At 70.7% G+C, this 20535-nt stretch carries 22 protein-coding genes; 9 read left to right on the top strand and 13 right to left on the bottom strand.

Annotated elements, in window-relative coordinates; all coding sequences use genetic code 11:
- Positions 1–177: 177 nt before the first annotated feature.
- Genes N553_RS0118980 through N553_RS0118990 form a run of 3 tightly spaced genes read left to right on the top strand, consistent with a single transcriptional unit; the run spans position 178 to position 1956 of the window.
- Positions 178–843 (top strand): Pr6Pr family membrane protein, encoded by a 666-nt coding sequence (locus N553_RS0118980; RefSeq protein WP_028047838.1) that lies wholly within the window; start codon positions 178–180, stop codon positions 841–843.
- Positions 844–850: 7 nt separating this feature from the next.
- Entirely contained in the window at positions 851–1393 is a 543-nt protein-coding gene (locus tag N553_RS0118985; protein ID WP_028047839.1) for a YbhB/YbcL family Raf kinase inhibitor-like protein, read from the top strand.
- Positions 1390–1956 (top strand): YbaK/EbsC family protein, encoded by a 567-nt coding sequence (locus tag N553_RS0118990; RefSeq protein WP_028047840.1) that lies wholly within the window; start codon positions 1390–1392, stop codon positions 1954–1956. The genes N553_RS0118985 and N553_RS0118990 overlap by 4 nt, the downstream gene beginning before the upstream one ends.
- On the opposite strand, the gene N553_RS0118995 is transcribed toward N553_RS0118990, so the two are convergent.
- The 9 genes from N553_RS0118995 to N553_RS0119035 form a co-directional block, all read right to left on the bottom strand.
- Positions 1931–3016: a bifunctional 2-polyprenyl-6-hydroxyphenol methylase/3-demethylubiquinol 3-O-methyltransferase UbiG gene (locus N553_RS0118995; protein WP_028047841.1), complete on the bottom strand. Its 1086-nt coding sequence runs from the start codon at positions 3014–3016 to the stop codon at positions 1931–1933. The two genes, N553_RS0118990 and N553_RS0118995, sit on opposite strands and share 26 nt — an antisense overlap.
- Positions 3016–3855, bottom strand: coding sequence for an RNA methyltransferase (locus tag N553_RS0119000; RefSeq protein ID WP_028047842.1), 840 nt, complete (start codon positions 3853–3855; stop codon positions 3016–3018). The genes N553_RS0118995 and N553_RS0119000 overlap by 1 nt, the downstream gene beginning before the upstream one ends.
- A 4-nt stretch (positions 3856–3859) precedes the next feature.
- Positions 3860–5098, bottom strand: coding sequence for a sugar MFS transporter (locus N553_RS0119005; protein WP_028047843.1), 1239 nt, complete (start codon positions 5096–5098; stop codon positions 3860–3862).
- 17 nt (positions 5099–5115) lie between these two features.
- Positions 5116–7113 (bottom strand): ABC transporter ATP-binding protein, encoded by a 1998-nt coding sequence (locus N553_RS0119010; RefSeq protein ID WP_028047844.1) that lies wholly within the window; start codon positions 7111–7113, stop codon positions 5116–5118.
- Complete coding sequence (locus N553_RS0119015) at positions 7110–8846, bottom strand: ABC transporter ATP-binding protein (protein WP_028047845.1); 1737 nt, start codon at positions 8844–8846, stop codon at positions 7110–7112. Before N553_RS0119015 ends, N553_RS0119010 begins: the two co-directional genes overlap by 4 nt.
- The gene (locus N553_RS23730; protein ID WP_051640370.1) at positions 8846–9526 is read right to left on the bottom strand and encodes a TetR/AcrR family transcriptional regulator; all 681 of its coding nucleotides are present in this window, start codon (positions 9524–9526) and stop codon (positions 8846–8848) included. The genes N553_RS0119015 and N553_RS23730 overlap by 1 nt, the downstream gene beginning before the upstream one ends.
- 111 nt (positions 9527–9637) lie before the next feature.
- The gene (locus tag N553_RS0119025) at positions 9638–10777 is read right to left on the bottom strand and encodes an SPFH domain-containing protein (RefSeq protein WP_028047846.1); all 1140 of its coding nucleotides are present in this window, start codon (positions 10775–10777) and stop codon (positions 9638–9640) included.
- 71 nt (positions 10778–10848) lie between these two features.
- Positions 10849–11283, bottom strand: coding sequence for an NfeD family protein (locus N553_RS0119030; RefSeq protein ID WP_028047847.1), 435 nt, complete (start codon positions 11281–11283; stop codon positions 10849–10851).
- 71 nt (positions 11284–11354) lie between these two features.
- Entirely contained in the window at positions 11355–12146 is a 792-nt protein-coding gene (locus N553_RS0119035; RefSeq protein ID WP_028047848.1) for an ABC transporter ATP-binding protein, read from the bottom strand.
- 99 nt (positions 12147–12245) lie between these two features.
- Between N553_RS0119035 and N553_RS0119040 the strand changes: the two genes are divergently transcribed.
- Positions 12246–13034, top strand: coding sequence for a hypothetical protein (locus tag N553_RS0119040; protein ID WP_028047849.1), 789 nt, complete (start codon positions 12246–12248; stop codon positions 13032–13034).
- A 3-nt stretch (positions 13035–13037) separates the two neighbouring features.
- On the opposite strand, the gene glgA is transcribed toward N553_RS0119040, so the two are convergent.
- Positions 13038–14264, bottom strand: coding sequence for a glycogen synthase (gene glgA, locus N553_RS0119045; protein ID WP_028047850.1), 1227 nt, complete (start codon positions 14262–14264; stop codon positions 13038–13040).
- Positions 14265–14372: 108 nt separating this feature from the next.
- Between glgA and glgC the strand changes: the two genes are divergently transcribed.
- Positions 14373–15617 (top strand): glucose-1-phosphate adenylyltransferase, encoded by a 1245-nt coding sequence (gene glgC, locus N553_RS0119050; protein ID WP_028047851.1) that lies wholly within the window; start codon positions 14373–14375, stop codon positions 15615–15617.
- 39 nt (positions 15618–15656) lie between these two features.
- On the top strand, positions 15657–16313 hold the full coding sequence (gene serB / locus N553_RS23735; protein ID WP_034623459.1) for a phosphoserine phosphatase SerB: 657 nt from the start codon (positions 15657–15659) through the stop codon (positions 16311–16313).
- 33 nt (positions 16314–16346) lie between these two features.
- Here the strand turns inward: serB and N553_RS0119060 are convergent, their stop codons facing one another.
- The 3 genes from N553_RS0119060 to fabG are packed head-to-tail and all read right to left on the bottom strand — an operon-like array spanning position 16347 to position 18456.
- Positions 16347–16868, bottom strand: coding sequence for a histidine phosphatase family protein (locus N553_RS0119060; RefSeq protein ID WP_028047852.1), 522 nt, complete (start codon positions 16866–16868; stop codon positions 16347–16349).
- A 46-nt stretch (positions 16869–16914) separates the two neighbouring features.
- The gene (gene fabI / locus N553_RS0119065; RefSeq protein ID WP_028047853.1) at positions 16915–17682 is read right to left on the bottom strand and encodes an enoyl-ACP reductase FabI; all 768 of its coding nucleotides are present in this window, start codon (positions 17680–17682) and stop codon (positions 16915–16917) included.
- A 42-nt stretch (positions 17683–17724) separates the two neighbouring features.
- On the bottom strand, positions 17725–18456 hold the full coding sequence (fabG, locus tag N553_RS0119070; RefSeq protein WP_028047854.1) for a 3-oxoacyl-ACP reductase FabG: 732 nt from the start codon (positions 18454–18456) through the stop codon (positions 17725–17727).
- A gap of 175 nt (positions 18457–18631) precedes the next feature.
- On the opposite strand from fabG, the gene N553_RS24510 reads away from it, so the two are divergent.
- From N553_RS24510 to N553_RS23745, 3 genes are read left to right on the top strand one after another with little or no spacing between them, the layout of a single operon-like run.
- Positions 18632–19000, top strand: coding sequence for a DUF3099 domain-containing protein (locus N553_RS24510; RefSeq protein WP_156043911.1), 369 nt, complete (start codon positions 18632–18634; stop codon positions 18998–19000).
- Positions 18997–19239: a hypothetical protein gene (locus tag N553_RS0119080; RefSeq protein WP_028047855.1), complete on the top strand. Its 243-nt coding sequence runs from the start codon at positions 18997–18999 to the stop codon at positions 19237–19239. The genes N553_RS24510 and N553_RS0119080 overlap by 4 nt, the downstream gene beginning before the upstream one ends.
- A complete protein-coding gene (locus N553_RS23745) occupies positions 19236–20249 on the top strand; it encodes an SURF1 family protein (RefSeq protein WP_034623461.1) in 1014 nt (337 codons plus the stop codon). Before N553_RS0119080 ends, N553_RS23745 begins: the two co-directional genes overlap by 4 nt.
- Positions 20250–20535 lie beyond the last annotated feature (286 nt).

Below are 20535 nucleotides of genomic sequence, written 5' to 3' on the forward strand. Positions count from 1 at the left end.
TCGGCGGGTCGACGTCGTTGGTCCATGTAGCTCGCCCATCGACACAGTCATCGAACATCTGTTCGAAGTATCTCAGTACACGCTGACATCCACGACACTGTCAATCCGCCGATGGACCACTCGGGGGATGTACGTTTTCGCGACCGGCAGCGTCGCCGGCAGGCCAGAAGGGCAGTCATGGGAGTCGTCGTCGGGGTCTACCGCCTCGCACTGGCAGCGGTCACGTTCGTCGCACTGTTCTGGTCGCCGAGCGACGGACTCGGGTTCGACCTGCAGGACTACGTCTACTTCACCAACCAGTCGAACCTGCTGCTCGCAGCGGTCATGCTCTGGGGTGGCGTCGCGGTCCTCGCCCGCCGGCCGGAGCCGCAACCGTGGCTGTGGGGCGCCGTCACCCTCTTCATCCTGATCACCGGGCTCGTCTCGTACCTGATCCTCGACCCTGCCCCGCCCGGCGAGGAGATCATCACGCTCGGGCTCACGCACGACCAGCTGGTGCACCGGCTGACACCGATCGCCGCGTTCGTGCACTTCCTGCTGATGGTCCCCCACCGCCGGCTCCACATCCGGACGGCCGCCCTGTGGCTCACCTACCCGGTCGCCTACTGCGCGTTCAGCACGACCCGCGGCGAGATCAGCCCTGGGAGCGCCTACCCCTACGGGTTCGTCGACGTCTCCGAGCTCGGCTACGGCGGGCTGCTGAAGAACGTCGTGATCTATGCCATCGGTTTCTTCGTGCTCGGCCTAGCCCTCGTCGGGATCGACCGACTGCTTCCGGCACGGGCCCTGGTCGGCCGCCGCGAGCCGGAGACGACGCGCACGGAGGTGCATGCCGCGACATGATGGCGCCATGGCCGCGAACCTCACCCGCCCCGTCGCCCCGGATCCTTACTCGCTCCTGCCGAAGGTGCCCGACTTCTCGCTGACCAGCGAGGACATCGCCCACGGCGAGCCCGTGCCCGACGTCCACACCAACACGGGCGACGACCGCAACGTGTCGCCGCAGCTGTCCTGGTCAGGGTTCCCGCAGAGCACGAAGTCGTTCCTGGTGAGCTGCTTCGACCCCGACGCTCCCGGTCCGGCGGGCTGGTGGCACTGGACTCTGGCGGACGTCCCCGCAGACGTCACCTCGCTCGACCGCGGTGCCGGCAACCCGGACGGCTCAGGCCTTCCGCCAGGCGCCGTCCAGCTCAGGGGCGACGACGGTGTCGCAGGCTACGTCGGGGCCGCCCCTCCCCCCGGCGACCAGGTGCACCGCTACTTCTTCGTCGTGCACGCGCTCGACACCGGCTCGCTCGGGCTGTCGCCGGACACCATGCCCGGAGCCGCCAACACCGCGGTCACCTTCCACACGCTCGCGCGCGCGATCCTCGTCGGGACCTATCAGCGATGACCTTGGGCACGCTCACCTGGAACCGTGCGCTCGACCACCCCCATCTCCTCGCAACCTCGACGCTCGCGACCCTCACCGCGTGGGCAGACGAGGAGCCGGACGTGGCCGACGCCGTGCTGGTCACCCAGATCGACCCGGACCTTGCCGACACAGCGACCCTCACCGCGTCGTTCGCCCTGCCGCCGGCCGCGTCTGCCAACTGCGTGCTGGTCGCCGGCCGACGGGAGGGCGAGGAACGCGTCGCGGCGTGCGTCGTGCGGGCCACCACCCGCGCCGACGTGAACAACGCCGTCAAGCGGCTGCTCGACGTGCGCAAGGCGTCGTTCCTGCCGATGGACCGCGCCGTCGAGGAGTCGGGCATGGAGTACGGCGGCATCACGCCACTGGGACTGCCGCAGCGCTACCGGGTCATGGTGGACGCTCGTGTGGCGCTCGACGACCCGGACGCCGGCGGGGTGGTCGTCATCGGCAGCGGCCTGCGCCGGTCCAAGATCGCGCTGCCCGGCGCGTTGCTCGCGCGTGCACCCGGCGTCGAGCTCATCGAGGGTCTTGCACTGGCATGAGCAGGCGGTAGAACCGCAGCAGGTCGAGCCCGACGGGCAGGATCTCGATCCCCGCGAACCCGGCGTCGCGCGCATACCGTTCCAGCGTGGCCGGCCGCATGACGGTGCCCGTCGCGACGCTGGGTGAGGTGGACAGGCCGTCCGGCAGGCACACGGACAGCGACCAGCCGTAGAAGAGCCGCTCACGGGGACCCGCGGGCGCGGAGAACGTCTCCTGCGTGGCTTCGTCGGCCACCAGCACGTAGCCGTCGTCGCGGACCATCGCTCGTGCTGCCGCGAGCACGGCGACCGGGTCGGCCATATCGTGCACGCACTCGAAGAACGTGACCGCGTCGTACCGCGCGCCTCGCACCGACGCCGCGTCGGCATGCTCGAACAGGACGTCCACCCCGACCGCCGAGGCGTTCGCGCGCGCTGCGTCGATCGAGGGTGCGTCGACGTCGATGCCGGTGACGATGGACTCGGGGTACGCCTGCGCGATGGCGATCGACGACCAGCCCTGTCCGCAGCCGACGTCCGCGAGCCGTCCACCGCGTCGCAGCATCGCGTGCAGCACCGCGATCGACGGCAGCACCTCCTCGACGAGCGGACCGAGGAACAGCGGGCGGTTGAGCGCGGCCTGCGCCGTCCGGGCGTCGTCGCCCAGCCGCTCCCACGACACCCCACCTCCTGTGCGGTAGGCGTCGACGAGGTCGTCCACGACTCGGCCCGACGCAGCCTGCATGCGCCCGAGCGGTGCCAGGAACGACGGTGAGTCGACGTCGGTGAGCACTTCCCGCGCACCGTCGGTCAACGTGAAGCGTCGGTCGTCGTCGACCGTGACGTAGCCCGCGACAGCCTGGTGCTCGAGCCACTCACGCACATAGCGCTCATCGGTGCCGGTGCGCTCGGCCAGCTCCGTCGACGACGACGCACCGTGTGCCGCGAGCGCCGCGTACCACCCGAGCCTGTCACCGGCGTAGACGGCGAACAGCTCGTGCGCCCCCAGCTGTGCCGCGAGCAGCCGGTCCGCGACGTCGTCCGCACTCGGTCCGACCGGCAGGAACAGGTCCGTAGACATCAGCCCATGGTGTCAGGAACCCGCGTCGCCCAGAAGGCCACCGCCGCCGCGGAGGCAACGTTCAGCGAGTCGACGCCACCGGCCATCGGGATGCGGACGACGAGGTCGGAGCCGGCGATCGTCGACGGCTTGAGCCCGTCGCCCTCGGCGCCGAGGATCAGTGCCAGCTTGTCCGGCGGGTTGGCGGCCAGCACATCGAGCGAGATCGAGTCGTCGGTGAGCGCCAGCGACGCGGTCACGAACCCGAGGGAGCGCAGAAGGTCCAGCCCGGAGGGCCACGGGTCGATGCGCGTCCACGGCACCTGGAACACGGTCCCCATCGAGACACGCACAGACCGCCGGTACAGCGGGTCGGCGCAGCGCGGCGTGATGAGCACCGCGTCGAGCCCGAACGCGGCGCACGCGCGCATCGCTGCACCGACGTTGGTGTGGTCGACGATGTCCTCGAGCACCGCGACCCGCCGCGCACCGGCGAGGACGGTCTCGACCGGCAGGGCGGGCGGACGATGCATGGCTGCGAGCGCTCCGCGGTGCACATGGAAGCCGGTGATCGCCTCGAGCACGGGCTCGTCGGCAACATACACGGGGACGACGACGTCGTCGGACGGGAGCGCGGCGAGCATCCGCTCCAGGTCCGGCACCCAGCGCGGAGCGAGCAGGACCGACCGCGGCCGGTGACCCGACGCGAGGGCCCGACCCAGGACGGTCGAGCTCTCCGCGATGTAGAGACCCTTGGACGGCTCGAGCTTCGAACGCAGTTCGACGTCGGTCAGGGAGACGTAGTCGGTGAGGCGTTCGTCGTCGGGCGAGGTGACGGGCTGGAGCTCAGGACGGGGCACGCGGTCATCTTTCCAGGGCGACCGCGTCGGTCTGCGCCCCGACGACCCGACGGATCGCGCGGCCGCCAACCACCGCGGCGACGCAACCCACCAGGGCGACGACGGGGATCAGCACGAACGCCCGGTGGGTGCCGAACTCGTCGGCGAGCGCGCCGAGCGCGAAGGGCGCGACGCCGATCGCGAGGCCGACCGCCAACGTCGCGCGCGCCTGCGTGGCGTCCGGCCGGTGCGGGGCGGTGGCCAGCAGCAGAGCGACCGACAGCGGGTACTGAAGCCCGTAGCCGAGCCCGGAGACGACGAGGCCGACCATCGCGATCGCGGGGGTCGTCGCGGTCCACAAGATGGTCCAGCCACAGATCGCCAGCAGGAACGAGCCTGCGAGCAGGAGCGCCGGCGAGATGCGGAGCGACAGCGGGCCCGCGACGAACCGGATGGTCGACATCCCGAGCAGCAGGCCGGCGGTCGTGGCCGCCGCGATACCGGCACCGGCCTCGGTCTGGTCGATCACGAGGCTCGTCGCCCAGTAGGTCGTGGCGAACTCCATGGCGACCGCCGACACGAGTGTCGCGAAGAAGCACAGGGCGGGAACGGCGCTGCGTCGAGCCGGTGCGCTCGAGGCGACGGGGGCCGGGGCCGCGGGCTCGTGCGCGGGCGTCATCGCCCCGCCGACGGGGATCCGCGCGAGCATGAGCGCGGAGACCACCGCGAGCAGTGCGGTCACCAGGACCGCGGGCCGCCAGCCCCATCCCACGGCCACGAACGCCCCGACGACCAACGGGCCGACGAGCCCGACCGACGACCCGATGCCGTTCGCCTCTGTCAGGGCCGCCGACGACGCTCGACCGTGCCGGATGGCCAGACCCGGCTGGGTGGCGGTCAGCGCCGCGTTGCCCCCGAGCGCCACCACGAACATCGCGCCGAGGCTCCACGCCAGCGTGGGCGCCAGGACCAGCGCGACCACCCCGACCGCGATGAGGGAGACGGACGCGACGACCGTCGCCCGGCGGCCGCGCCGACGGACCAGGCGCGGCATGACGAACGCAGCGAGGATCGCGCCTGCGGCCATCGACGTCCCGTGCAGTCCGGCCTGGGCGTCGGAGATGCCCAGGTCGTCGGCGAGGAGCGCGACGCTCGGGTTGAAGCTGTAGAGGAGCCAGCCCCACACGGCGAACGTGCTGTAGAAGGCGACGGTGATCCGGTCCCGCGTGAAGCCGGTGCGCTCGGCGCCGGGGAGCGTAACCATGATCCGAAGGGTACGGGTCAGTCGACGGGCGCCACCGCTGCGGCGAACTGGCTCGCATATAGCCGCGCGTAGGCGCCGCCGGCTGCGAGCAGCTCGTCGTGCGAGCCTTGCTCGACGATCGCCCCGTCCTCCATCACCAGGATGACGTCCGCGTCACGGATCGTGGACAGCCGGTGCGCGATGACGAACGAGGTCCGGCCGTGCCGCAAGGCGTTCATGGCCTGCTGCACGAGCACCTCGGTTCGGGTGTCCACCGAGGACGTCGCCTCGTCGAGGATGAGGATCGCGGGGTCCGCGAGGAACGCCCGGGCGATCGTGAGCAGCTGCTTCTCCCCCGCCGAGACGTTCGCGCCCTCGTCGTCGACCACCGTGTCGTAGCCATCGGGAAGCGTGCGCACGAACCGGTCGACGTGGGTGGCCACGGCCGCCTCGACGATCTCCTCGTGCGTGGCGTGCTCGACCCCGTACGCGATGTTCTCGGACAGCGTGCCGCCGAACAGCCAGGTGTCCTGCAGGACCATCCCGATCTCCGAGCGCAGCGCGTCCCGGGTCATGTCGCGCACGTCGACGCCGTCGAGGGTGATCCGGCCGCCGTCGACCTCGTAGAACCGCATGATCAGGTTGACCAGGGTCGTCTTTCCCGCACCGGTAGGCCCGACGATGGCGACCGTCCGGCCCGGCTCCGCCACGAGGGACAGGTCCCGGATCAGGGGCTTGTCGGGCGAGTAGCTGAAGGCGACGTTCTCGAACGCGACCCGGCCCCGGATGGGCTGGTCGGGCTGGATCGGCGTAGCGGGGTCGGGCTCCTGCTCGTCGGCGTCGAGCAGCTCGAACACCCGCTCCACCGACGCGACACCCGACTGGAGCAGGTTCGCCATCGACGCGATCGCCGTGATGGGCTGCGTGAACTGGCGGCTGTACTGGATGAAGGCCTGCACGCTGCCGAGCGACAGGGCGCCCGAGGCCACCTGCAGGCCACCGACGACCGCGACGATCACGTAGTTGAGGTTGGCGACGAAGCCGAGCGCCGGCTGGATGATCCCGGAGATGAACTGGGCCTTGAAGCTCGACTCATAGAGCCGCTGGTTGCGCTCCGCGAACGTCTCCGCCGACTCCTTCTGCCGGCCGAAGACCGTCACCAGGGAGTGTCCGGTGAACATCTCCTCGATGTGCGCGTTGAGCTGACCGGTGACCGCCCACTGCTGCATGAACTGGGGACGTGAACGCTTCGCGATCATCGCCGCGATCCACATGGACAGCGGCACGGTGATGAGCGCGATGACGGCGAGCAGCGGCGAGATGAGGAACATCATCACGAGCACGCCGATGACGGTGAGCACCGAGGTGATCAGCTGCGACAGGGTCTGCTGGAGCGTCTGGGCGACGTTGTCGATGTCGTTGGTGACGCGGCTGAGCAGCTCACCGCGCGGCTGGCCGTCGTGGTACTTCAGCGGCAGCCGGGACAGCTTCGCCTCGACGCGCTGGCGCATCTGGTAGACCACGCGCTGCACGACGACGGCCGTCATGCGGCCCTGCAGCCACCCGAACACGAACGAGCCCAGGTAGATCACCAGGACCACGAGCAGGATGGTGCGCAGCTGCGTGAAGTCGATGCCGACGCCGGGCACGGCGCCCGACGACTCGACGATGTTGGCCTGGGACGTCTGCCCCGCGGTCCGCAGCGTCTCGACGGCCTCGGCGTTCGTCGTCCCGGGCGGGAAGGCCTGCCCGGTGAGGTTCTTGCCGATGACTCCGTCGAAGATCACGTTCGTCGCGTTGCCGAGGAGCTTGGGCCCGGTGACCGCGAGGACCACCGATGCCGTACCCATCGCGAGGATCGCGACCAGCGGCCACCGTTCACCGCGCATCTCGCGCAGGAACCGGGCGGCGGAGCCGCGGAAGTTCATCGACTTCTCGCCCGGCATGCCCATGTTCATCATCGGACCGCCGCCGCCGGGGCCGCGGCGCTGGGGAGGGATCCGCTGCGGCGGGGCCTGACGCTCGTCGGTGCTCATGCTGCCTCCTCCACGCTGACCTGCGAGTAGACGATCTCCCGGTAGGTCTCCGACGACTCGAGGAGCTCGGCGTGGGTGCCCACGCCGACCACGAGACCGTCCTCCATGACCACGATCGAGTCCGCGTGCCGGATGGTGGCGACGCGCTGTGCGACGACCAGCACGGTGGCCTCGCGGGTCTCCGGGACCAGCGCCGCCCGCAGAGCCGCGTCCGTCGCGTAGTCGAGCGCCGAGAACGAGTCGTCGAAGAGGTACACCGACGGTTTGCGGACGAGCGCCCGGGCTATGGCGAGGCGTTGTCGCTGACCGCCGGACACGTTGGTGCCGCCCTGGGAGATCGGCGCGTCGAGCCCTTCGGCGAGGGCTTCGACGAACGGGCGCGCCTGGGCGACCTCGAGCGCGTGCCACAGCTCGTCGTCGGACGCGCCCGGCTTGCCGTACTCGAGGTTCGACCGGACCGTCCCGGCGAACAGGTAGGGCTTCTGCGGCACGAGGCCGATCTGCGTCCACAGCTCGTCAGGGTCGAGCTCGCGCACGTCGACGCCGTCGAGGAGAACCGCGCCACCCGTCACGTCGAACAACCGCGGGATCAGGTTGACGAGGGTCGTCTTGCCGGAGCCGGTCGAGCCGATGATCGCCGTGGTCCTGCCCGGCTCGGCGACGAGGTCGACACCGTGCAGGACCGAGCGCTCGGCACCCGGGTACCGGAACTCGACGCCACGCAGCTCCAGGCGACCCGAACGGGTGCCGGGCAGCGGGACGGGGTTCGTCGACGGGACCACCGATGTCTCGGTCTCGAGCACCTCACCGATGCGCTCGGACGAGACGACGGCGCGCGGCACCATCACGAACATCATCGTGGACATCATCACCGCGATGAGGATGTAGGCGATGTACGACAGGAACGCGGTGAGCTGGCCGATCTGCATGTCCCCCGCGTCGACGCGGTAGGCGCCGAACCACAGCACCGCGACGCTCGTCAGGTTGAGGACCGCCATCACCGACGGGAACATCAGAGCCATGAGCTTGCCCACCCGCAGGGACGTGTCGTAGAGCTCGGCGTTCGCACCGTCGAACCGCTCGGACTCCCGCCGCTCGCGGACGAACGCGCGGACCACGCGGACACCGGCGATCTGCTCGCGCAGCACCCGGTTGATACCGTCGATGCGCTTCTGCATGGTCCGGAAGTACGGCACCATCCGGGAGATGATCAGGCCGATGATCAGGCCCAGGACCGGCACGGAGACCAGCAGGATCCCCGACAGGACCACGTCCTCGCGCATGGCCATGATCACGCCGCCCACCAGCATGATCGGCGCCATGATCATCATGGTGAACGTCATCATGGTGACCATCTGGACCTGCTGGACGTCGTTGGTCGTTCGCGTGATCAGCGTCGGCGCACCGAACTTGGCCACCTCCTGCGCCGAGAACGACTGGACCTGACCGAAGAGCCGTTCTCGGACGTCGCGGCCGAACGCCATGGCGGTGCGGGACCCGTAGTACACCGCGACGACCGCGGCGATGACCTGCACGAAGCTCACCGCGAGCATCACGCCGCCGAGGCGCAGGATCTCTGCGGTGTCGCCCTGGACGACGCCGTCGTCGATGATCCGGGCGTTGAGGCTCGGCAGGTACAGCGTGGCCATCGTCTGCACGAGCTGGAGCAGGACGACAGCGATCACGGCACCCTGGTACGGCTTCAGGTGCACCTTGAGCAGCTTGATCAGCATCAGGCGCTCCTCTCGGGACTTCCGGTCTGGGCTGGAGGTGGGATGAGCACGACACCGTGCAGGACGAGGTCGACGAGCTGTTCGGCGTCCGGCGGCGGGATCGCGAGGTTCCGGCGCCTGGCGTCGACGGCCTGCATCGTGGCCCCCATCAGGACGGTGGTGAACAGCGCTACGGCCTGGTCGACCGGCATCCGGAGGGACGAGGCGTCGGGTCCGATGACCCGCTCCACGGCAGCGCGCACCGCCGCGCTCCCAGCGTCCTGCTGCCGGCCCCACTCCTGCATCCGCTTTTCGTTGTCCTCCGGCGCCGGCTGGTTGCGAGTGACCTCGTGCAGCAAGGTCATCCACCGCATCATCACGTCCATGCGTGCGAAGCCCAGCCGCATGACCGCGATGAGCCGGTCCCGCAGCGGAAGCGTGCGGTCGACGGCGTCGATCTCCGGTACCGCGTCGGCCGGGTCGATCGCCGTCCAGATCGCGGCGCGGATCAGCGTGACCTTGTCGGTGAACACCCGGAAGAGCGTCCCTTCCGCCACGCCGGCGGCCTCCGCCAGCTCGCGCGTGGTGACACCCGCCCCTCGCTCGAGCAGGACGGGCTGGATGGCGAGCAGGATCGCCGCGCGCCGTTCGTCCGGTGGCAGCGGGGCGGCCCGACCCTTGGCCGGAGCAGCAGTCTCCATGCCGGCGACATTAACTGAGTGAGCACTCACTCCACCATCTGTTCACTATGAGCGAACAGATGTAGAGCGAACAAGGGGGCCGAGCCGGCGCGGCACGGCCCCCTCGCCGGATCAGACGGCGTCGCTCGGAGGTTCCGACGTCCGCGGCGGCACTGCTCCCCTGCCAGGCCTCTGCCCGAGCTCCACAGCCGGGTCGAACGGCACCCCGCTGAGCGTGCCCGAGCTCGTCGCGTCCGCCGTGGCGGCCGCCGACTCACGACGAGCCTCCGCGAGCGCCTCGGCCGGATCCCGCAAGGTGGTCGGTGGAAGGTCGTCGCCCAACGGAGACGTACCCGCCGGACGAGCCTCACCCTCGTCGGCCAACGGACCACCGAAGCCCTTCGCGAACGTGCCCAGCGCGCTCGTGAGCTCCGAGGGCAGGAACCACATCTTGTTCGACGGGTAGGCGGCGATCTTCGGCAGCGTCTGCAGGTACTGGTAGGCCAGCAGCTTCGGGTCCGCGTCCCCACGGTGCACGGCGTCGAACACCTGCAGGATCGCGCGAGCCTCACCCTCGGCGTTCAGGATCGCCGCCTGCGCGTTGCCCTCGGCCCGCAGGATCGCTGCCTGCTTCTCGCCCTCAGCGGTGAGGATCGCGGACTGCTTGATGCCCTCGGCCGTGAGGATCGTGGCGCGCCGGTCACGCTCGGCACGCATCTGCTGCTCCATCGACCCCTTGATGGAGTCCGGCGGGTCGATCGACTTGAGCTCGACCCGGTTGACGCGCACGCCCCACTTGCCGGTCGCCTCGTCCAGCACACCGCGCAGCTGGCCGTTGATCTGGTCGCGGCTGGTCAGCGTCTGCTCGAGGTCCATGGACCCGACGACGTTGCGCAGGGTGGTGACCGTGAGCTGCTCGATGCCCTGGATGTAGTTGGCGATCTCGTAGACCGCGGACTTCGGCTCGGTCACCTGGAAGTAGATGACGGTGTCGATGCTCACCACGAGGTTGTCCGAGGTGATCACAGGCTGCGGCGGGAACGACACGACCTGCTCGCGCAGGTCGACGCCCGCGCGCACCCGGTCGACGAACGGGATGAGCAGGTGCAGGCCGGCGTCGAGCGTCCGCGAGTACCGGCCGAGCCGCTCGACGACCACCGCAGTCGCCTGCGGCACGATCCGCACCGCGCGTACGAGCGCGATGATGACGAACAGCAGGATCAGACCGCCGACGATGTAGGCGGCGATCGTTCCTGATCCAAGGTCGTCCATGAAGCCTCCGGAGGTCACGCGGGCACGCGGCCCGCTGGGTCGAACGTGGGTCGTACAGGGTGGTGCGGGCGTCAGAGCCCGGCGACGGGTGCGACCACCGCGGTGGCGCCGTCGATGCGCGACACGCGCACCTCCGTGCCCGGCGGGATGGCCTGCACGGCGTCCACGCGCGCGCTCCAGACCTCGCCGTTGAGCTTCACGCGGCCACCCTCGACCGTGACGGTCGAGACGACGACGGCCTCCTGGCCGACGAGCGCCGCGGAGTTGGTCTCGACGAGCGGGGTCCGCTCACGCAGGTGCTTGAGCAGGAACGGACGCAGCGTGGCGAGCAGAAGGACCGAGGTCAGTGCGGCGACGGCGATCTGCACCCCGACGGGCGCACCGAGCGCCCACGCCGCGGCGCCCGCGAGGCATCCCCCGGCGAACATGATCAGCACGAGGTCGAGCGACAGCACCTCGAGGATGCCGAAGACCACTGCGAGACCTACCCACCACAGCCAACCCATCGGGCTCACTCCCCTGCATCTGGCGGTTCCGACGTCGGACCCGTCGTCCTGATACTAGGTCCGCGCCGACCTCAGCGAGGGCTGATGGCGCGGGCCGACCACCGGCCGTCGATCTTGTCCACCGCGAGCTCGACGTCGAAGGCACCCGACAAGGTCTCGGCGGTGAGCACCTCGTCGACCGGGCCGGCCGCGAAGACCTTGCCCTGGCGCAGGAGCAGCAGGTGCGTGAAACCGGGCGGGATCTCCTCGACATGGTGCGTGACGAGCACGAGCACGGGCGACCTGTGGTCCGCAGCCAGCTCGGCCAGCGCGCCGACGAGCTCCTCGCGGCCGCCGAGGTCCAGACCTGCGGCAGGCTCGTCGAGGAGGAGCAGCTCGGGGTCCGTCATCAGCGAGCGGGCGATCTGGACGCGCTTGCGCTCACCCTCGCTGAGCGTGCCGAAGTACCGGTCGCTCAGGTGCGCCACACCGAACGCGCTCAGCAGGTCCGCGGCCCGCGACTCGTCGAGGGACTCGTAGTCCTCCCGCCAGCGGCCCGTCACGCCGTACGCCGCGGTCAGCACGACGTCGCGAACCGTCTCACCGGCCGGGATCCGGTCCGCGAGCGCAGCACTGGACAGCCCGATGCGGGGCCGCAGCTCGAACACGTCCACATGACCCAGGCGCGAGCCCAGCAGGTCGGCGGTGCCGCTCGTCGGGTGCATGCGGCCGGAAGCGATCTGGAGCAGGGTCGTCTTGCCCGCACCGTTGCGGCCGAGGACCACCCAGCGCTCGCCGTCACGGACCGTCCACGACACGTCGTCCAGGATCGTCGTCGTCCCGCGGCGGATGGTCACGGCCTGCAGGTCGAGCACGTCGGTCATGGGGACGACCCTAACCGGCACTCGCGGTCCCGTGGCGCCACGACCGGCCGCGCGGTCGTGGGTGACGTCACCTGGGCCCGCACCCCCTACCGTTGTCGGGTGGACGTTGCTCTGGAGCTCCCCCGCTCCGTGCTGCTGGCCCTGTGGCTGGGTGGTGACGGTGCTGGTCGTGGACCCCTGCTGAGCGCGGTCCAGTCCGACGACGAGCCGCACGCGGTGCGGTACGAGCCCGGCTCGAACGAGGCGATCCGCGACGACGTCACCACCGAGCCGCTGTCCTCCCTGCTGGACGCGCTCGAGCCCGGCCCCCGCGAGACGGCGACCGTCCTGCCCGCGCCGGGCGACCTGGGCGCGACACCCGCCGTCGTCAGTGCTGCCGCCACCGAGGCGGGCGAGGCGGTCCTCGTGCGGACCCGTCACACGTGCCTGGTCGCGGTGCCGGTGGTGGAGCGGTTCGGGTCCGACCTCGAGCCGGGGCACCTGGTGACCTGGGAGGTCACCGAGGTGTCCGACTGGCGGCATGCGGTCCACGCCCGCACCGGCACGCTCGCCGAGGCCGAACGCGACCTCCAGCAGGGACTCATCCAGGTGACCGAGGCGCTGCAGCGGCTCGACGTGGCGCGCTGGCGGCCGGACGCCGCCGAGTCGATCGTGGCCCTGCGCGACATCGGGCTCCCCACCTGGCGCCTGCCGGACGGTCTCGACGGACGGGCCGTGCGCGTGCTGACGAGCGCCGCGCGCCTGCGCGCGATCGTCACGCTCGCCTCCCAGGACGACGGCGCCGCGGTCAACCTCTGGCAGGCCGACCAGCGCTCGACCGCGTTGCGGGACGTCGACCGGCTCGCGCGTCGCGCGATGAGCGCCGCGGCGACGACGCTGACCGTCTGAGGCTCAGGCCAGCGCCCCGCGGTACACCGCGAGCGTGCGCTCTGCGACGGCCTCCCAGGAGAAGTGGTCCTCGACGCGCCGCCTCGAGGCGAGGCCCCACTGCGCCGTGCGCGACGTGTCGCTGACCGCGTCGGCGAGCGCCGCACCGAGGTCCGCGACGAAGGCGGCAGGGTCCACCGGCGTCCCGGTGCCGTCCTGCAGCTGGTCGATGGGGACCAGTCGCCCCGTGACCCCGTCGTCGATGACCTCCGGGATCCCGCCGGTCGCGGTGCCGACGACCGGGAGCCCGACCGCCATGGCCTCGAGGTTCACGATGCCGAGCGGCTCGTACACCGAGGGGCACGCGAACACGGTCCCGTGCGACAGGATCGCGACGACGTCCTCTCGCGGGAGCATCTGCTCGATCCACACGATGCCCGTGCGGCGGGTGCGCAGCTCCTCGACCAGCCCGGTGACCTCGGCGAGGATCTCCGGGGTGTCGGGGGCTCCGGCGCAGAGCACCACCTGCACGTCCGGGGGCAGCAGCTCGACCGCGCGCAGGAAGTAGGGCAGGCCCTTCTGGCGGGTGATCCGGCCCACGAACACCACGGTCGGCCGGGACGGGTCGATACCCAGGGCGCGAACCGTGGCGTCCGCGCGGGCGACGGCCTCGTCCGTGGTCGGTCGCCGCCACTGGTCGAGGTCGATCCCGTTGTGGACCACCTTGACCCTGTCCGGGTCGACCGTCGGGTAGGAACGCAGGATGTCCTCGCGCATGCCGCCGCTCACGGCGATCACCGCTGCGGCCCCCTCGTACGCCGTCTTCTCCGCCCAGCCGGACAGCGCGTAGCCACCCCCGAGCTGTTCGGCCTTCCACGGTCGCAACGGCTCGAGGCTGTGGGCCGTGACCACGTGCGGGATGCCGTGCAGCAGGCCGGCCAGGTGCCCGCCGAGATTCGCGTACCAGGTGTGCGAGTGCACGAGGTCGGACGCGACCCCGTCGGCACCGACCCGGCCGACCGCGTCTGCCATCTCCAGGTCGACCCCGAAGGTCTGCAGCGCCGCGTTCGCCGTTGCGAGGTCCGTCGGGACCGAGTAGCCGGAGACTCCGACCTCGTCTCGAGGGCCGTCGAAGCAGTGCACCCGCACGTCGATCGTGCGGGCGAGCACCCGGGTCAGCCCGACGACGTGCACGCCGGCGCCGCCGTAGACGTTCGGGGGGTACTCCCGGGTCAGCAGATCAACACGCATGCGAACCATCCCCTCCCACCGGTCCGACGACCGGACTTCTCGCGACACGCTAGCGCGTGAGCGCCTCCTGCCCTCGCTGTGACCGCAGTAGGGGCCTAGGGTCGTGACATGGCACCGCCGCGCGTCCTCGCTATCGTCCTCGCAGGTGGGGAAGGCAAACGCCTCATGCCCCTGACTGCCCACCGAGCCAAGCCGGCGGTCCCCTTCGGAGGCCTGTACCGACTGATCGACTTCGCACTGTCGAACGTCATCAACTCGCGGTACCTGCACGTCATCGTGCTGACCCAGTACAAGTCCCACAGCCTGGACAGGCACGTGTCCAAGACGTGGCGGATGAGCTCGCTGCTGGGCAACTACGTGGCCGCGGTCCCTGCGCAGCAGCGCGTCGGCAAGCACTGGTACCTGGGCAGCGCGGACGCCATCTACCAGTGCCTCAACATCATCGACGACGAGCGGCCGGACATCGTCGTGGTCGTCGGCGCCGACCACGTGTACCGGATGGACTTCTCCCAGATGGTCGACGCGCACATCGCGTCCGGCGCCGAGTTCACGGTCGCCGCCATCCGGCAGCCGATCGAGGAGGCCGACCAGTTCGGCGTCATCGAGGTCGACCCGAACGACCCGACCCGCATCGGGCGGTTCCGCGAGAAGCCGACCGACCCGGTCGGGCTCGCGGACTCCCCCGGCGAGATCCTCGCGTCGATGGGCAACTACGTCGCCAATGCCGACGCCCTCGTCGCGGCGGTCACCGCCGACGCGGAGGACGTGAACTCGCGGCACGACATGGGCGGCGACATCGCCCCGTGGTTCGTCGAACGTGGCACGGCCGGCGTGTACGACTTCCTGCGCAACGACGTGCCCGGCTCGACGCCGCGTGACCGCGACTACTGGCGCGACGTCGGGACCATCGACGCGTTCTACGAGGCCAACATCGACCTCATCTCGATCGAGCCGGTGTTCAACCTCTACAACAACGCCTGGCCGCTCTACAACGGCTACACCTCGCTCGCTCCGGCGAAGTTCGTGCACGCGGGGCCCGGCCGCCTCGGGCACGCGGTCGACTCGATCGTGTCACCGGGTGCGGTCATCTCGGGCGCCACGATCAGCGGCTCGATCCTCTCGCCCGGGATCCGTGCGCGCTCGTGGGCGCAGGTGACCGACTCGGTGCTCATGGACGACGTCGAGGTCGGGCGCTACGCGCAGATCCATCGCGCGATCATCGACAAGAACGTCGTGATCCCCGAGCGCGCGCGGATCGGCCTCGACCACGAGCACGACCTGGCCCGCGGGTTCACGGTCACGGAGTCCGGCATCACCGTCGTCCCGAAGGGCGCCGTCATCGAGCGGGACTGATCGACGGTCACGCGTCCGCACGCACTACCCTCGCGTCTCGTGGACTCCCTCGACCTCACCGCCGGCCGCCGACTCCTCGTGATGGACGTGGACTCCACGCTGATCACGGGCGAGGTGGTCGAGATGCTGGCCGCTCGTGCGGGCTCCGAGGCGCTGGTCACCGAGATCACCGAGCGAGCCATGCGCGGCGAGCTCGACTTCGCGGCATCTCTCCACGAGCGTGTCGCGACGCTGGCGGGCCTGCCCGTCTCGGTGTTCGGCGACGTCCTCGACGAGGTGCAGCTCTCCCCCGGCGCGGTCGAGCTGATCGCGGAGATGGCGGAACGTGACTGGCCGGTCGGTCTGGTGTCCGGCGGGTTCATCGAGATCGTCGGCCCGCTGGCCGCTCGGCTCGGCATCACCTTGACGCACGCCAACAAGCTCGAGGTGCTCGACGGGCGCCTGACGGGCCGGGTCGACGGAGAGGTCGTGGACCGCGCCGCCAAGGCCGTCACGCTGCGTGCCTACGCCGCCACGGTCGGCCTGCCGGTCAGCCGCACGATCGCGATCGGCGACGGCGCGAACGACATCGACATGGTGACGACGGCAGGCTTCGGGATCGCCTACAACGCGAAGCCGCTGCTGTGCGAGGCGGCCGACGCGGTGGTCCGCGACCGCCTGGACGCCGTGCTGTCGCTCCCCGTCTTCACCGCCTGACGCCAGCCCTGCCACGACGGGCCCGGCTCGTCGCTACTCCGCGAGCGTGAGCCCTCGGAGGGTGGCGCCGCCCGAGTCCAGCTCACGCCAGGGCGTCCCGACGGTGAGCAGCGACCAGCTGGCGGTCGGCACGCCCGCCCGGACACGAGCAACTGTCGCGGGGTCCGACTCGGGACCCGCGAGCGCCGCAGCGAGGTGCGACACCGTGGGCTCGTGCCCGACGACGAGCAGCGTGCGCACGTCGTCGGACACCTCGCGGACGATCTCCAGCAGCTCCCGGGCTCCCGCGTAGTAGATGCCCTCCTCGAACCTGACGTCCGGCGTCGAACCGAGCGTCGCCCTCGCGAGCTCCCACGTCTGACGGGTGCGGACGCTCGCCGAGCACAGCACGAGGTCGGGCACCATGCCGTCGGCGGCCAACGCGGCACCGACCTGGCCCGCCTGGCGACGCCCGACGAGCGAGAGAGGCCGCTGGATGTCGGTCACCCTCTCCGGGTGCTCGGCCTTGGCATGGCGGAGCAGGATCAGGCTCCGAGGTCCGGGCTCCGACGTCACCGGCTCAGCGTCCCATCAACGACTGCGTCCGCGCACGCGTCGACGTTCACAGACCCATCGCGTGGACGCCGCCGTCGACGTGCACGATCTCGCCGGTGGTCGCCGGGAACCAGTCCGAGAGCAGGGCCGCCACGGCGCGCGCGGTCGGCTCCGGGTCGTTGACGTCCCACCCGAGGGGGGCGCGGTCCGACCAGCCCTCCTCCATGGTGTTGAAACCCGGGATGGACTTGGCGGCCGTGGTGCGCACGGGGCCGGCCGAGACGAGGTTGACCCGGATCCCCTCCGGTCCCAGGTCGCGGGCGAGGTAGCGCGCGGTCGACTCGAACGCGGCCTTGGCCACGCCCATCCAGTCGTAGACGGGCCAGGCGTAGCGCGCGTCGAACGTGAGGCCGACGACGGCGGAGCCCTTCGTCAGCAGCGGCTGGGCAGCAACCGCGAGCGACTTGAGCGAGTAGGCACTGACCTGCAGCGCGGTCGCGACGTCGTCCCACTCCCCTGCGAGGAAGTTGCCGCCCATGACGGACTGCGGTGCGAACCCGATGGAGTGCACGGCACCGTCGAGGTGGTCGGCGTGCTCGCGCACCCGCTCCTCGAGCGCCGCGAGGTCCTCCGCCGACGTGACGTCCAGCTGGAGCACGGGTGCGGGCTTCGGCAGGCGGCGGGCGATCGCCTGCGTCAGGCGGAACTGGCGGCCGAACGACGTCAGCAGCACCTCCGCACCCTCCTCCTGTGCGAGGCGCGCCACGTGGAAGGCGATCGAGCCGTCCGTGAGGACGCCGGTGACCAGGAGTGTCTTGCCGTCGAGCAGACCCATGAGTGCGTTCCGTTCTCTAGTTCACAACGAAGAAAGAGGAGGTCAGTGGCCCATTCCGAGGCCGCCGTCGACAGGGATGACTGCGCCGGAGATGTACGCCGCGGCGTCCGAGGCGAGGAACTCCACGACGCCGGCGACCTCGTCCGGGTCTGCGAACCTGCCCAGCGGGATCGACTCCCGGTAGGCCTTCTGCCGGTCCTCGGGCAGAGCGCGCGTCATGTCCGTGTCGATGAATCCCGGGGCGACGACGTTCGCCGTGATCGCACGTCCGCCGAGCTCGCGCGTGATCGAGCGCGCCATGCCCACCAGGGCGGACTTGGAGGCCGCGTAGTTGACCTGGCCCGCCGAGCCGTACAGACCGACGACCGAGGAGATGAAGATGATGCGTCCGCGACGCAGCCGGATCATGCCCTTGCTGGCGCGGCGCGCGCACCGGAACGAACCCGTCAGGTTGACGTCGAGCACGTCCGCGAACTCCTCGTCGGTCATCCGCATCAGGAGCTGGTCGCGGGTGACACCGGCATTGGCGACGAGGACCTCGACCGGCCCGTGGGCGGCCTCGATCTCGGCGAACGCCGCGTCGACGCTGGCCGTGTCCCGCACGTCGCCGACGACGCCGAGCACACCGGCGGGCAGGTCGCCCGAGCGGTAGATCGTGGCGACCTTGTCGCCGTTGGCCACGAACCGCTCGGCTATCGCGCGGCCGATCCCGCGGTTGGCGCCCGTCACCAGGACGCTGCGGGCAGTGGTCGTGTTGTCGGAAGTCTCAGGCACGGGACACGACGTTATCCGACGTCCGCCCCACGTCACGGCACCGCCCGCGCACAGGTTCGCGGGGTGCTGTTGTGGGACCTGCACAAGGACCGTTCGTCGGCCGAACCTGAGAACGGCTCAGGAGCGCGCACCGCCCCGGCGGGGCACCGTACGTGGTCCGGACTACCATCAGGTGGTGAGCAGCAACCGCCGGCATGACGCGCCCGTGGGCGAGGTGCACAGGATCACCGACGCCCCGGAGCCGCTCGCCGCCGACATGTCGCGGCGCCAGAGCCGGTACCTGATCCAGATGACCATCCGGGTCGTCGCCTTCCTGCTCGCGGTGCTCACCTGGAACCACATCCCGATGTGGGTGTCACTCTTCCTCATCATCGCTGCGGTCGTCCTGCCGTACGTGGCAGTGCTGTTCGCCAACGCGGGCCGCGAGCGCAACGTCGGCGACGTCGACTTTCTCGACCCGCGGGAGATCGGCGCCGGCCACGGCGACCTCGGCGGCCTGGGCCCTGCACCGGCCCCGGGTCGAGGTCCGGAGTCGGACGCGTGAGCGTGCTCGGTCCGGTCCCCGATGCCGTCGACGAGCTGATCTGCAGCGCCCGCGGCTGCCGCGCGACCGCTACGTGGGGTCTGTTGTGGAACAACCCGAAGCTGCACACCCCGGAGCGTCGCAAGGTCTGGCTGGCCTGCGACGACCACCGGGAGCCTCTGTCGCAGTTCCTGGGTGTCCGCGACTTCCTGCGGGACGTGGTGCCGGCGTCGACCCTCGAGCAGGTCGACGCGTCATGAGCCCGGCGGTCCGACGCGCGACGGGCCTGGTCGTGGTCGCCCTGGTGCTCGCGGTCGCGTGCTCGTTCCTCGGTCGCTGGCAGTGGAACCGGCACGTCTGGCGGGACAACGCCATCGCGGTCGTCAAGGCCAACGAGCAGGCCGAGCCGGTGCCGCTCGACGAGATCCTGCCGACGACCGGCGCGCCCCTGTCCCCGGACGACGTCTGGCGCCGGGTCGAGGCGGTCGGGCACTACGAGCCGGATGCGACCGTCCTGCTGCGCAATCGCCCCGCCGGTGGGACGGCGGCCTACCACGTGCTCGTCCCGTTCGTGGTCGAGGACGCCTCTGCCGGTACGGCGGCCGAGCCGACCCTGCAGGGTTCGGTGCTGGTGGTCGACCGCGGCTGGGTCGCCACGGGTGAGACGTCGGCGGCCGCGGTGGACCCTCCCCCGCCGCCGGCCGGGACGATCACGGTCACGGTCAAGCTGCGCCAGGGCGAGCGCGCGTCGGGCCGTTCGGCACCGGCCGGCCAGGTCCAGGCCATCGCCGTCGACCAGGTGCTCGACGCGGCGGACCTGGCAGGTGCGCCGACGTTCGAGGCGTACGGCGGGTTGACGGCGGAGTCGCCCGCTGCCGCCGCGAGCCTGGGACCGCTCCCCGCGCCCAGCAAGGATCCGGGATCCCACCTGTCCTATGCGTTCCAGTGGTGGCTGTTCGCCCTCGGGGGCCTGGTGGCCTTCGTGTACATGGCGCGCCGCGAGCTTCTCGAGTCGCAGGACGAGGGCCAGCCCCAGGACGCACGGCTCGTGGACGACGAACCACGCGGTGCATCCTCGCCGTCGCAGGGGGACGGTCCGGCGCTCTGGCCGACGCGTGACGACCCGCGCCCGCCTCGCAGACGCCCGGTGCCGCGGCGCTCGCCCGCGGACCCGAACATCCCGCACCGCCGAGGCGGTCGCGACGAGGACGCCGAGGACGCCCTGATCGACGCGCAGATCGCGGCATCCCAGCAGCACCCCTCGCACTGACCCGCGCCGACCCGAGGACGCCTGTCTACGCGCGTCCTCCCACACCGGCGAACGCAAGAAGTCGCACATTTTCGAGCGATTATGACGAAACTTGCAGTCGGATATCGTCCTCTTGCATCACTGTGTCTGGATCGCTACGGTCTAGCGAATCGGTCATACGGCCGATGACTACCAGCACGGACCAAGCGCTCTCCACGGACGCGTGGAGTCTGCGAGGCAGCGTCGCCTCCGCCCCTTTCCGAGCCCTCACTCGGACCCTCGCGCCAACGACGGCCGAGCCCCGGGC

Origin of the sequence: Cellulomonas sp. URHE0023, from assembly GCF_000688475.1 — a bacterium.
In the GTDB taxonomy this organism is placed as follows: domain Bacteria; phylum Actinomycetota; class Actinomycetes; order Actinomycetales; family Cellulomonadaceae; genus Cellulomonas.

What these genes read in the sequence shown, in the direction of transcription:
- N553_RS0119005 (WP_028047843.1), bottom strand. Translation starts at nt 5,098, where the DNA reads ATGGTTACGCTCCCCGGCGCCGAGCGCACCGGCTTCACGCGGGACCGG.
- N553_RS0119035 (WP_028047848.1), bottom strand. Translation starts at nt 12,146, where the DNA reads ATGACCGACGTGCTCGACCTGCAGGCCGTGACCATCCGCCGCGGGACG.
- N553_RS0118995 (WP_028047841.1), bottom strand. Translation starts at nt 3,016, where the DNA reads ATGTCTACGGACCTGTTCCTGCCGGTCGGACCGAGTGCGGACGACGTC.
- N553_RS0119010 (WP_028047844.1), bottom strand. Translation starts at nt 7,113, where the DNA reads ATGAGCACCGACGAGCGTCAGGCCCCGCCGCAGCGGATCCCTCCCCAG.
- N553_RS0118980 (WP_028047838.1), top strand. Translation starts at nt 178, where the DNA reads ATGGGAGTCGTCGTCGGGGTCTACCGCCTCGCACTGGCAGCGGTCACG.
- fabI (WP_028047853.1), bottom strand. Translation starts at nt 17,682, where the DNA reads ATGGGTCTGCTCGACGGCAAGACACTCCTGGTCACCGGCGTCCTCACG.
- N553_RS0119025 (WP_028047846.1), bottom strand. Translation starts at nt 10,777, where the DNA reads ATGGACGACCTTGGATCAGGAACGATCGCCGCCTACATCGTCGGCGGT.
- N553_RS0118985 (WP_028047839.1), top strand. Translation starts at nt 851, where the DNA reads ATGGCCGCGAACCTCACCCGCCCCGTCGCCCCGGATCCTTACTCGCTC.
- glgC (WP_028047851.1), top strand. Translation starts at nt 14,373, where the DNA reads ATGGCACCGCCGCGCGTCCTCGCTATCGTCCTCGCAGGTGGGGAAGGC.
- N553_RS0119015 (WP_028047845.1), bottom strand. Translation starts at nt 8,846, where the DNA reads ATGCTGATCAAGCTGCTCAAGGTGCACCTGAAGCCGTACCAGGGTGCC.
- glgA (WP_028047850.1), bottom strand. Translation starts at nt 14,264, where the DNA reads ATGCGTGTTGATCTGCTGACCCGGGAGTACCCCCCGAACGTCTACGGC.
- N553_RS23745 (WP_034623461.1), top strand. Translation starts at nt 19,236, where the DNA reads ATGAGCCCGGCGGTCCGACGCGCGACGGGCCTGGTCGTGGTCGCCCTG.
- N553_RS0118990 (WP_028047840.1), top strand. Translation starts at nt 1,390, where the DNA reads ATGACCTTGGGCACGCTCACCTGGAACCGTGCGCTCGACCACCCCCAT.
- N553_RS23730 (WP_051640370.1), bottom strand. Translation starts at nt 9,526, where the DNA reads ATGGAGACTGCTGCTCCGGCCAAGGGTCGGGCCGCCCCGCTGCCACCG.
- N553_RS0119030 (WP_028047847.1), bottom strand. Translation starts at nt 11,283, where the DNA reads ATGGGTTGGCTGTGGTGGGTAGGTCTCGCAGTGGTCTTCGGCATCCTC.